General features: G+C 64.6%; 9 protein-coding genes. 8 read left to right on the top strand and 1 reads right to left on the bottom strand.

Annotated features, from left to right (window positions below; all coding sequences use genetic code 11):
* Positions 1-196 precede the first annotated feature (196 nt).
* From QFZ88_RS09700 to QFZ88_RS09685, 4 genes are all read left to right on the top strand, one after another.
* Positions 197-1714 carry an aldehyde dehydrogenase (NADP(+)) gene (locus QFZ88_RS09700; protein ID WP_024927250.1) on the top strand — a complete coding sequence of 506 codons (1518 nt, stop codon included), beginning with the start codon at positions 197-199 and terminating at the stop codon, positions 1712-1714.
* Positions 1715-1917: 203 nt separating this feature from the next.
* Complete coding sequence (locus QFZ88_RS09695) at positions 1918-3162, top strand: NAD(P)/FAD-dependent oxidoreductase (protein ID WP_275040851.1); 1245 nt, start codon at positions 1918-1920, stop codon at positions 3160-3162.
* Between the two features lie 14 nt (positions 3163-3176).
* Complete coding sequence (locus QFZ88_RS09690) at positions 3177-4178, top strand: 4-hydroxyproline epimerase (RefSeq protein ID WP_024926623.1); 1002 nt, start codon at positions 3177-3179, stop codon at positions 4176-4178.
* Positions 4179-4210: 32 nt separating this feature from the next.
* A complete protein-coding gene (locus QFZ88_RS09685) occupies positions 4211-5242 on the top strand; it encodes a trans-3-hydroxy-L-proline dehydratase (protein WP_024926624.1) in 1032 nt (343 codons plus the stop codon).
* A gap of 44 nt (positions 5243-5286) precedes the next feature.
* On the opposite strand, the gene QFZ88_RS09680 is transcribed toward QFZ88_RS09685, so the two are convergent.
* Complete coding sequence (locus QFZ88_RS09680) at positions 5287-5847, bottom strand: helix-turn-helix domain-containing protein (protein ID WP_024926625.1); 561 nt, start codon at positions 5845-5847, stop codon at positions 5287-5289.
* Positions 5848-6101: 254 nt separating this feature from the next.
* Between QFZ88_RS09680 and QFZ88_RS09675 the strand changes: the two genes are divergently transcribed.
* The 4 genes from QFZ88_RS09675 (at position 6102) to QFZ88_RS09660 (ending at position 11681) form a co-directional block, all read left to right on the top strand.
* Positions 6102-7844, top strand: a complete 1743-nt coding sequence (locus tag QFZ88_RS09675; protein WP_024926626.1) for an ABC transporter substrate-binding protein — start codon at positions 6102-6104, stop codon at positions 7842-7844.
* A gap of 68 nt (positions 7845-7912) precedes the next feature.
* Positions 7913-9766 (top strand): ABC transporter ATP-binding protein, encoded by a 1854-nt coding sequence (locus QFZ88_RS09670; RefSeq protein WP_024926627.1) that lies wholly within the window; start codon positions 7913-7915, stop codon positions 9764-9766.
* Positions 9763-10731, top strand: coding sequence for an ABC transporter permease (locus tag QFZ88_RS09665; RefSeq protein ID WP_024926628.1), 969 nt, complete (start codon positions 9763-9765; stop codon positions 10729-10731). The genes QFZ88_RS09670 and QFZ88_RS09665 overlap by 4 nt, the downstream gene beginning before the upstream one ends.
* Positions 10728-11681: an ABC transporter permease gene (locus QFZ88_RS09660; RefSeq protein ID WP_024926629.1), complete on the top strand. Its 954-nt coding sequence runs from the start codon at positions 10728-10730 to the stop codon at positions 11679-11681. Before QFZ88_RS09665 ends, QFZ88_RS09660 begins: the two co-directional genes overlap by 4 nt.

Here is an 11681-nt window from a genome sequence, read left to right as displayed (position 1 = left end):
TGTGAGCGCTGCGGCGGCGGTCGCCGTTTCCAGGTAGCGGCGGCTTTTCGTTTCAGAAGGCTTGCTGGTTGATTTCGGCAAGGCCGGGCGCGATGCTTTCGACGCCGGCATTGGCGTGTGTCGCAAAGGCATGGCGCAAACTGGTTGGCTGCTGCGTTGCTGCCTGTACCTCCGTTTATTTGAAAGGAATCGGTAGATGAGCTTCACTCCGAAGGGAAAGCACCTTGTCGCGGGCGCATGGCTGGATGGAGTGGGCACCTTCGCCAGCACTCCGGCTCATGGCCCCGCGCATGACTTTGCCGCCGGTTCGACCGAACTGGTCAACCGCGCCTGCGAAGCCGCCGAGGATGCCTTCTGGAGTTATGGCTACGCCTCGCGCAAGGAACGCGCCGCATTCCTGCGCGCCATCGCCGACGAGATCGAAGCCCGTGCCGCCGAGATCACCGAGATCGGCAGCCAGGAGACCGGCTTGCCCGAAGCGCGCCTGCAAGGCGAACGCGACCGCACCACCGGCCAGCTCCGGCTGTTTGCCGACTATATCGAGAAGGGCGATTATCTCGACCGTCGCCAGGACGCGGCGATGCCTGCTCGCCAGCCGGCGCCGCGTCCGGAAATCAGGCTGATCCAGCGGCCGATCGGCCCGGTGGCCGTGTTCGGCGCCTCGAACTTCCCGCTCGCCTTTTCGACCGCCGGTGGCGATACTGCGGCGGCGCTCGCCGCAGGCTGCCCCGTGGTGGTGAAGGGGCATTCGGCGCATCCCGGCACCGGCGAGATCGTCGCGCAGGCCATCGAGGCGGCGATTGCCAAAACCGGTGTGCATCCGGGCGTGTTTTCGCTGATCCAGGGCGGCAGCCGCGAGGTCGGCCATGCGCTGGTGCAGCATCCGCTGATCAAGGCCGTGGGTTTCACCGGTTCGCTTGCCGGCGGCCGCGCTCTGTTCGACCTGTGCGCACAACGTCCGGAGCCGATCCCGTTCTTTGGCGAGCTCGGCTCGGTCAACCCGATGATGATGTTGCCGGAAGCGCTCAAGGCACGCGCCGAAGCGCTAGGGCAGGGCTGGGCAGGGTCGCTGACGATGGGCGCCGGCCAGTTCTGCACCAATCCCGGCATCGCGGTGGTGATCGACGGCGCTGATGCCGACCGTTTCGCCGGCGCGGCGGTCGAGGCACTCGCCAAGGTCGGTCCGCAGACCATGCTGACCGACGGCATCGCCAAGGCCTATCATGACGGCACGGAGCGGTTTTCAACGCGCAATACGCTGAAGCCGCTGCTGATGACGCAATCCTCGGGCCGCTCGGCCACCCCCAATCTGTTCGAGACGACGGGTGCGCGCTTCGTCTCCGACCACGCGCTGGGCGAGGAAGTTTTCGGGCCGCTCGGCCTGGTGGTGCGGGTCGGTTCGCTGGACGAGATGGAACAGATCGCGCGCGGCTTTGACGGCCAATTGACCGCGACCATCCACATGGATGCCGGCGATCTCGACGCCGCACGACGCCTGCGCCCGGTGCTGGAGCGCAAGGCCGGTCGCGTGCTGGTCAACGGCTTCCCGACCGGCGTGGAAGTGGTCGATTCCATGGTGCATGGCGGGCCTTATCCGGCCTCGACCAATTTCGGCGCGACCAGTGTCGGCACCATGTCGATCCGCCGGTTCCTGCGCCCGGTGTCCTATCAGAACATGCCAGAAGAGCTGTTGCCCGAGGATTTCCTCGGCTGATCGGGCCGCTCCGCTCCGCGCAGGGTTTCCGCGCGGGGCGGCCGGGCAATCGTCGCCGAAATCGGTATTCAAATATTTTTTGTATACTGTTTGTATTTTTGAATTGATTTGTAGGCGGCGACGCGGAATAGTGCATTGCCGTCAGCGGGCAGACCCATGCAGAGAGGGTATGTGAGAATGCGGAAATTCCTGGCGGACATGCGCTGATGGCCGAAGCCGGCGTCATAATCATCGGAGCGGGGGTCGTCGGGCTCTCGGCGGCGATTGTCGCGCAGGCACGCGGGCTCTCGGTCACGGTGCTGGACCGCGAAGGCCCGGCCGCCGGCGCTTCCGCCGGCAATGCCGGCGCATTCGCCTTCACCGACATCCTGCCGCTGGCATCGCCGGGTATCCTGAAGAAAGCGCCGAAATGGCTGCTCGATCCGCTCGGTCCGCTGTCGGTGCCGCCCGGCTATGCGCTTCAGATCGCGCCGTGGATGTTCCGTTTCTGGCGAGCCTGTTCGCCAACGCGCGTTGCCCATTCGACGACGGCGCAAACGGCACTGATGGATTTGTCGAAGGCCGAGCTTGAGCCGTTCCTGCGGCAGACCGGCACGATGCCGATGCTGCGCAAGGACGGCAATCTGCAGGTTTATGAAGGCGAGGCGGAACTCAAGGCCTCGCTGCCCGGCTGGCAGGCGCGCGCAGAGCATGGGATAGAGTTTCGTCATCTCGACGCGGCCGGCATGGCCGAAATCCAGCCCGGCCTCGCTCCCCGCTTCACCCACGGCACTTTTACGCCCGGATGGTTTTCGATTTCCGATCCCCGGCTCTACACGCTGGCGCTGGCCGCGCACTTTCATGCGGCGGGCGGCGTGATCGAACGCGCCGAGGTGACGGCACTGCGTTCGCTTGAGGACGGGGTCGAGGTTGTTACCGCTGATGGCGGCATGCGGCGTGCCGCCAAGGTGGTGCTGGCGGCCGGCGCCTTCTCGCAGCGGATCGCGCGGACCATTGGAGAGAATATTCCACTGGAGACCGAGCGTGGCTACAACACCACGCTGCCTGCCGACGCCTTTGACCTGCGCACCCAGGTGACCTTCGGCGGGCACGGCTTCGTCGTCACCCGTCTTTCGACCGGCATCCGCGTCGGCGGGGCGGTCGAACTCGGCGGGCTGCAGCGCGCGCCGAACTTCCGCCGGTCAGAGGCCATGCTGAAAAAGGCGCAGGCTTTCTTGCCTGGCCTCAAGCCGGGCGGCGGGGTGCAATGGATGGGCTTCCGTCCGTCGCTGCCGGACAGCCTGCCGGCCATCGGTTATGCGCGTGCCACGCCGCGCGTCGTCCATGCATTCGGCCACGGCCATCTCGGCCTGACCCAATCGGCGGGCACTGCCCGGATCGTCGCCGATCTGTTGACCGGCAAGGCGCCCGCCATCGACATCGCACCCTTCTCGCCTCAAAGATTCTGACAAAGGTCCCGGCCATGGCCAACCACACATTCTCGTGCATCGACGGACACACCTGCGGAAATCCCGTCCGCCTCGTTTCGGGCGGCGGCCCGCGCCTGGAAGGCGCGACCATGCTGGAAAAGCGCGCGCACTTCCTGCGTGAGTTCGACTGGATCCGCACCGGCCTGATGTTCGAGCCGCGCGGCCACGACATGATGTCAGGCTCGATCCTCTATCCGCCGACGCGCCCGGATTGCGATGTGGCGGTGCTGTTCATCGAGACGTCGGGTTGCCTGCCGATGTGCGGCCACGGCACCATCGGCACCATCACCATGGGAATTGAAAACGGTCTGATCACGCCGCGCGAGCCGGGCAAACTGTCGATCGACGCGCCGGCCGGCAAGGTCGACATCACCTATCGCCAGGAGGGCCGCTTCGTCGAGGAAGTGCGGCTGACCAATGTTCCGGGCTTCCTCTATGCCGAGGGCCTGACCGCAGAGGTCGAGGGCCTTGGCGAGATCGTCGTTGACGTCGCTTATGGCGGCAATTTCTACGCCATCGTCGAGCCGCAAAAGAATTTCCGTGACATGGCCGACCATACCGCCGGCGAACTGGTGGGTTGGAGCCCGAAGCTGCGCGCCGCGCTCAACGCAAAATATCAGTTCGTCCATCCGGAGCACCCGGAAATACAAGGCCTCAGCCACATCCTGTGGACCGGCAAGCCGACGAAAGCCGAGGCGCATGCCCGCAACGCCGTGTTCTATGGCGAGAAGGCTATCGACCGTTCGCCCTGCGGCACCGGCACTTCGGCGCGCATGGCGCAGCTCGCCGCCAAGGGCAAGCTCAAGGTCGGCGACGAATTCGTCCATGAATCGATCATAGGCTCGCTGTTCAAGGGCAAGGTGGAAGCGGCGACGAAGGTGGCCGACCGGGAGGCGATCATTCCCTCCGTCGCCGGCTGGGCGCGGCAGACCGGTATCAACACCATCTTCATCGACGATCGCGACCCCTTCGCCCACGGCTTCGTCGTGAAATAAGCGGTTTCGGTCCTTCCGGAGAGTTCGTTCCGATGCGTAGCACGAAGACAATTCATGTGATCTCGGCTCATGCCGAGGGCGAGGTGGGGGACGTCATCGTCGGTGGGGTCACGCCGCCGCCGGGCGACACCATCTGGGAGCAGAGCCGCTGGATCGCGCGCGACCAGACCTTGCGCAATTTTGTCCTGAACGAACCGCGCGGCGGTGTGTTCCGTCACGTCAATCTGCTGGTGCCGCCGAAGCACCCGGAAGCGGATGCGGCCTTCATCATCATGGAGCCGGAGGACACGCCGCCGATGTCGGGGTCGAACTCGATCTGCGTTTCGACGGTACTGCTCGACAGCGGCATCCTGCCGATGCGGGAGCCGGTGACGGAAATCACTCTGGAAGCGCCCGGCGGTCTCGTCCGGGTGCGGGCGGAATGCCGGAACGGCAAGGCCGAGCGCATCCATGTGCGCAACCTGCCGAGCTTTGCCGAGCGGCTGGACGCCAGGCTGGAGGTCGAAGGGCTGGGCACGCTCACCGTCGACACCGCCTATGGCGGCGACAGTTTTGTCATCGTCGACGCCGCGGCCCTGGGTTTCGCCCTGAAGGCGGACGAGGCGGGCGACATTGCCAAGCTCGGCGTGAAGATCACCAATGCGGCCAACGCCGCGCTCGGTTTCCACCATCCCGAGAACCCCGACTGGAAGCATTTTTCTTTCTGCCTGTTCGCCGGCGCCGTCGAGCGCACGGCCGAGGGCCTGCGCGCGGGAGCGGCCGTCGCGATCCAGCCCGGCAAGGTCGATCGTTCGCCCACCGGCACGGCGCTGTCGGCGCGGATGGCGGTGCTGCATGCCCGCGGCCAGATGGGGCTCGAGGATCGCCTGACGGCGGTTTCGGTGATCGGCTCGACCTTCACCGGCCGCATTGTCGGCACCACGGAAGTCGGCGGTCGCCCGGCGATCCTGCCGGAAATCTCCGGCCGCGCTTGGATCACCGGCACGCACCAGCACATGCTCGACCCCGACGACCCATGGCCGGAGGGCTACAAGCTGGCCGATACCTGGCCGAAGAAATCATAGGCTGCGCAAACAATCCTTCGCTGCCGGTGCCGGCTTGGCGATCCTCAAGGGAAAAACGGCAATGTGCGGACCCAGAGCTCAAGCGTCGTCTCGTTGCCCAATGTCGCTGACCTGTGCGGGAGGTGAGACTGAAAATGCATAGAGTCCCCCTTGTTCAGGATATGACGGGCGCCATCCACCTCGAGCAGGATGCTGCCTTCGAGGACGTAGACAAAATCCTCACCCTCATTGCGCATGAGTTCGGACATGTGGCCGGGGGGGCGACGCACCAAGGAGGGGTTCAGTTTGGCGCCCGGGAACCCCTGCCCGAGCAGCTCGTAGGTTCGCCGTGCGTCACCGAGGTTGAACGGCTCACGCTCGCCCGGCCGCGAGACCGCTCCGGACTGGCGTGTCGCGTTGACGAAGGCATCGACGCTCGTCCCCAGCGCCTCGGCGATGTTGCACAATGACGATAGCGACGGTGTCGATGTGCCGCGTTCGATCTGGGAGAGGAAGCCGATCGACAATCCGACCCGCTCCGACACCTGTTGCAACGTCATGTCGATGGCACGGCGGCGGCTGCGGATCTTTTTTCCGAGGGAGGTCCCCGTGACCTGATCCGCCACGGCGTTCTCCCTGGTTTTTGGTTTTGTAGGCATGCGGAAACTCTCTGCGGGTGCTGGTTGCCGATCGCAATTATGCGGCGGAGCCTGGCGCAATGTCGATGAACGGCTCGAACATATGCACCAGATCACCGGCGTCGCGACGCAAATTTTCCTTACTGCAGAAATTTCACGACTTCACTTAAATTTCTTTTGCATAACCTCAATTTTTGAGTAACAGACTGAATGATCAATGCTGGTGCTCATGGGAGGAGCGTATGCGCATTCGTGGTGGTTCGACGTCGTTTTTGGCTTTGATGGTGCTGGCCGGCACGCTTTCGATAGGAAGTGTCCAGGCGCAGGAGCCGCAGAAGGGAGGGACGCTGCGCATTCTCGCGACCGGCGAACCTGACCACATGGACCCGGCGCTCGCGGGCATGGTGCCGACCAACAATCTGATGCGCGCCATTTCCCGGCAGCTGATCAGCTACGAGGCTTCGAGCGATCCGACTATCGCGATCAAGCCTGTCGGCGATCTGGCGACGGATGTGCCGCAGCCGACCGACAATGGCCTGACCTACACGTTCAAGCTGCGCCAGGGTGCGCTGTGGAACGCGCCGTCCGGGTCGCGCCAGATCACCTCGGCCGACGTGAAGCGCGGTTTCAAGCGCTTGTGCAACCCGCATATGCAGGCGGCGACGCTTACCTATTTCACAGCACTGATCTCGGGGCTCGGTGAGTTCTGCGACGGCTTCGCGAAAGTCGAACCGACCGCGGCGGCGATGAAGAAATACATCGAAGAGAACGATGTGAAGGGCATCGAGACCCCGGCCGACGATACCGTCGTGATCCGGCTGAAGGAGCGCGCCGGCGACTTCATCTATATGCTGTCATTGCCGATGCCGGCGCCGGTGCCGGTCGAGACGCTCGACTATGTGCCCGACAGCCCGGAATACCGCGCACATTTCATCGCCAGCGGCCCCTACACGATCGGCGATTATACGCCCGACACCAGCCTGAAGCTGGTGCGCAACCCCGCCTGGAAGGCCGAGAGCGATCCGCTGCGCAAGGCCAATGTGGACGAGATCGAGATCACCATGGGGCTCCAGCCGGACGCCATCATGCAGCAGCTGCAGTCGGGCGACGCCGACCTCGCTTATGACATCAATGTTCCGACCGCCATTCTCGCGACCTTCGTTGCCAATGGCGACGAGAAGCTGACCGCCATGTCGGCGGGCAACACCAACTTCCTGTTCATCAATACGGTGTCGGGCAACAACAACGGCGCGCTGAAGGACCTCAGGGTTCGCCAGGCGCTGCAATATGCGGTCGACAAGGTGGCAATCTCGCAGCAGTGGGGTGGTCTGACGGTGGCCGAACCGGTCGGTGGCATCTTCGGCCTCGGTGTCTTGGGGCACCACAAGTTCGACCTCTATCCCTCGCAGGATTCCAAGGGCGATCCGGAAAAGGCGAAGAAGCTTTTGGCCGAGGCCGGCTTCCCGAATGGCATCACGCTGAAGATGCCCTATCGCAACAAGGATATGGAGGCGACCACCGCCGCCACCATCCAGGCCAGCGTGGCGCGCGCCGGTATCAAGCTGGAACTCAGCCCGGTCACGGCCGCCGATTATTATTCCAAGTTCATGACCAATCCGATCAACACCAAGGAAGGCAAATGGGACATCGCGCCCGTTGGCTGGACGCCGGATTGGGTCGGCGGTGCCGCGCGTTCCGTGTTCCAGCCGCAGTTCACCTTCGACGGCACGCACCAGACCTACAACTACACCGACTACAACAATCCCAAGGCCAATGAGATCGCGGCGCAGGCGATCAACGCCACCACGCCGGAAGAGACCGGCAAGCTGTGGGCGCAGGTCGATGAGATGGTGATGGCGGACGCTCCGGTTGTTCCGCTGATCGCCAACAAGAACCCGCGCTATCGCAGCGGGGCGGTCAAGAACTACCTGCCTTACGCGCTCGGCGTCGAAGGCGACTGGACCAATATCTGGCTCGAACGCTGAGCTTAGAGAAAATCGGTCGGCGCCGGATCGCGGCGCCGACTTACCATCCGGCGTGAGCGAGGTATTGCGTGGCTATTCTCGAAGCCAGGGGACTGACGGTCGACATCCCGACCGAGGACGGCGTGATCCATGCCGTGCGCAACGTCTCGTTCTCGGTGAAGGCGGGCTCGCTTTTCGGCATCGCCGGCGAATCCGGCTCCGGCAAGAGCGTGCTCACGCAGGCGATCGTCGGCCTGCTGCCGAATGCGGATATCGGCGGTCAAGCCTGGTTCGAAGGACGCGATCTGATCGGGCTGCCGCCGCAGGAGGTTCGCAAGCTGCGCGGCGGGCGCATCGGCATGATCTTCCAGGATCCGCTTTCGTCCCTGCATCCTTATTACACGATCGGCGCTCAGATCGCGGAAGCGCTTTATCTCCACGAGAAGATCGATCGCCGCGACGCCAGGGCGCGTGTCATCGACATTCTCGGCAAGGTGGGCATCCCGTCTCCGGCCGACCGCCTGGACGACTATCCGCATCAATTCTCCGGCGGCATGCGCCAGCGCGTCATGATCGCCATGGCGCTGATCCTGAAGCCTTCGCTGGTGATCGCCGACGAGCCGACGACGGCGCTCGACGTGACCGTGCAGGCGCAGATCGTCGCGCTGCTCGATGCCATGCGGCGGGAACTCGGCACGACGGTGATCCTGATCACCCATGATCTCGGCCTCTTGTCGAGCGTGGCCGACGATGTGATGGTCATGTATGCGGGGCATCGCATGGAATACGGCAAGGGAGCGGCGGTTTTCCGTTCGCCGGCGCATCCCTATACGGCTGGCCTGCTCAGGTCGTCTCCCGCCAATTATTCGCCCGGTTCCGAACTGGTGCCGATCAAGGGGCGGCCGCCCAGCCTGCTCGCCACCCCGGCCGGCTGCGTGTTTGCCCCCCGATGCAGCGATGCGTTGTCGGATTGCGCCGTGCAGCCGCCGCCATTGCGCGTCTACAGTGACGGGGTCGAATCCCTGTGCTGGCGCGAGGAGGGGGCGAGCGCCGCGCCAGCCATCGCCGCGCCATCGCCGCCCGCGAAGAAAGAGAATGGACGGGCGGCGGAGCCGGTCGTGGCGGTGAAGGACGTTCACCTGACCTATCAGGTCGGCAGCTTTTTCGGGCCTCGCCGTTCCTTGGATGTGCTCAAGGGCATCGACCTCACGGTCGAAAAGGGCGAGACCGTCGGGCTTGTCGGCGAAAGCGGTTGTGGCAAGTCGACCCTGGCGCGGGTCATTGCGGGGCTGACCCGCGCGAGCGGCGGCTCGGTCAAGCTGCTCGGACAGGATATCGGCGCACTGGATGGCGCGCGCTGGCGCGATATGCGCCGGAACGTGCAGCTCGTCTTCCAGGATCCGTTCGGCTCGCTCAATCCGCGTCGCCGCGTCGGCTCGATCATCGGCGATCCATATCGCCTGCATGGCGAAGCCCATGGCGAGGAGCGCAAACGCAAAGTACGGCACCTGATGGAGATCGTCGGCCTCAACCCGGAACACTACAACCGGTTTCCATCGGAATTCTCCGGCGGCCAGCGGCAACGTATCGGCATTGCAAGAGCGCTGGCCCTCAACCCGTCGCTGATCATCTGCGACGAACCGGTCTCTGCCCTCGACGTCTCGGTGCAGGCGCAGGTGCTGAACCTGTTGCGGCGCCTGCAGCGCGAGCTCGACCTCACCTATCTGTTCATTTCGCACGATCTCTCCGTCGTGCGGCACGTATGCGACCGCATCGCCGTCATGCAGGGCGGCCGCATCGTCGAACTGGCCGGCGCCGAAGAACTCTTCGCCAACCCGCGGCATCCGTACACCCGAACCCTTTTGGCGGCCTCGCACGCGCCGCCGGTTCTGGCGGGCGCGTCCGATCGCAGCTTGCGTGAAATGCGGATGGTCGCGTCATGAGCGAGATGGCATCGAACAACGTTGCGTCGGAAGCGGAAGTCGTCCAGCGCGGTTCGCTGGAACTGACGCTGCGGCGGCTGTGGCGCGACAATGCAAGCGTGGCGGCGTTCGGCGTCATCATCGCGGTGGTGCTGCTGGCGATCGTAGCCCCCGCAATCGCTGCCCTGACTGGTCATTCGCCGATCGAGCAGTTTCGCGACATCGGCCTGTCTCCCATGGGCATTCCGGTCGGGCCGGGCGCCGATTTCTGGCTCGGCAGCGATCAGCTCGGCCGCGACGTGCTGGTGCGGCTCGCCTATGGCGCGCGCGTGTCGCTGCTGGTCGGGGTGCTGGCCTCGCTGGCCGCCTCGACCGTGGCGGTGATCGTTGGCGTGACCGCGGGCTATTTCGGCGGCTGGGTTGACACCTGCCTCAGCCGGCTGACCGACCTTGTCATGAGCGTGCCGTTCCTGCTGTGCGCGCTCGCCCTGGTGTCGGCCTTCGGCCCAAGCCTTCTGCTCAGTGTCATCGTCATTGTCTTCTTCAGCTGGGCACCGATGGCACGCGTGATCCGCAGCCAGGTGATTTCGCTCGCCCGGCAGGATTTCGTGCAGGCGAGCCGGTCGCTGGGCGCTGGCCCGCTGTCGATCATGGTCATCGACATCCTGCCCAATCTGTCGGTGCCGATCATCGTCTACACGACCATGCAGATCCCCAATTCGATCGTCTTCGAGGCGACCTTGTCCTTCCTCGGCATGGGTATCGTGCCGCCGACGCCGAGCTGGGGTGGCATGCTGGCCGACGCTTCCTCCAACTCGCTCTATCTCGTCGCGTGGTGGATGGTGTTCGTGCCGGGTACGGCGCTGCTGTTGACGACGCTGGCCTTCAACATCCTGGGCGACGGACTGCGCGACGCGCTGGACCCCAAAAGCGCCCGTACGGCGCGCCGGCTGCGCCGGAAAAGCAAGGGAGCGGCGAAACAATGATCCGTTTTCTCGCCCGTCGCATTCTCTTCGGTGCCGGCGTCCTCCTGGCGCTCAGCGTGTTCGTGTTCTTTCTGTTCTTCGTTGCCCCGGGCGATCCGGCGCGCATGATCGCCGGCGACAAGGCCACCGAGGCGCAACTCGTGCTGATCCGGAAGAACCTGGGTGTCGACCGGCCCCTCATCGAGCAATATGGCAGCTTCGTCGCCAAGGCGGTGACCGGCGATCTCGGCTTCTCCTACCGCAACCAGCAGCCGGTGGCGCAGATCATCCTGCGCCGTATCCCTGCGACGCTGTCGCTGGTTGCCGGCGCCGTCCTGCTGTGGCTGGCCATCGGCATTCCGATCGGCATTAGCTCGGCGCGCAACGCCGGCAGCCTGCGCGACCGGCTTGGCCAGGCCTTCATCCTGATCGGGCTGAGCTTCCCGACCTTCGTGCTTGGCATGATGTCGCTCTACCTGCTTTATTTCCTGCCCAAGCAGTCCGGCTTCACGCTTTTTCCGGCTGGCGGATACAAGGCGCTTACAAGCGATCCTGTCCTGTGGGCGTGGCACCTGATGCTGCCCTGGACGACGCTGGCGCTGACCATGGCTGCGGTCTATGCACGGCTGACGCGCGGGCAAATGCTGGAGGTGATGGGCGAGGACTATATCCGCACCGCCCGCGCGAAAGGCGCCAGCGAACGCACCGTGGTGTGGCGGCATGGCATGCGGGCCGCCCTCACGCCGCTGGTCACGCAGTTGGGCGCCGATATCGCGCTGCTTCTGGGCGGCGCCATCGTCATCGAACAGGTCTACGGGCTGCAGGGTGTCGGTGCCTTGGCGGTGCAGGCGGTCAACAATCAGGACCGCCCCATCATCATCGGCGTCGTGCTGCTTGGCGGTGTCTTCATCGTGGTGGCCAACATCGTCGTCGACCTGCTCTATGTTCTTCTCGATCCCCGCATCCGTTGA

The sequence above is a fragment of the Mesorhizobium sp. YL-MeA3-2017 genome, assembly GCF_030814575.1.
Taxonomy (GTDB): domain Bacteria; phylum Pseudomonadota; class Alphaproteobacteria; order Rhizobiales; family Rhizobiaceae; genus Mesorhizobium; species Mesorhizobium terrae.
Note: the sequence above shows the minus strand (reverse complement) of the source record. Positions and strands in the feature narration are given on the sequence as shown.

Bases quoted from the DNA above. Each gene is read 5' to 3' on its own strand.
- QFZ88_RS09665 (WP_024926628.1), top strand. From the start codon at position 9,763: ATGAGCGAGATGGCATCGAACAACGTTGCGTCGGAAGCGGAAGTCGTC.
- QFZ88_RS09700 (WP_024927250.1), top strand. From the start codon at position 197: ATGAGCTTCACTCCGAAGGGAAAGCACCTTGTCGCGGGCGCATGGCTG.
- QFZ88_RS09675 (WP_024926626.1), top strand. From the start codon at position 6,102: ATGCGCATTCGTGGTGGTTCGACGTCGTTTTTGGCTTTGATGGTGCTG.
- QFZ88_RS09685 (WP_024926624.1), top strand. From the start codon at position 4,211: ATGCGTAGCACGAAGACAATTCATGTGATCTCGGCTCATGCCGAGGGC.
- QFZ88_RS09690 (WP_024926623.1), top strand. From the start codon at position 3,177: ATGGCCAACCACACATTCTCGTGCATCGACGGACACACCTGCGGAAAT.
- QFZ88_RS09660 (WP_024926629.1), top strand. From the start codon at position 10,728: ATGATCCGTTTTCTCGCCCGTCGCATTCTCTTCGGTGCCGGCGTCCTC.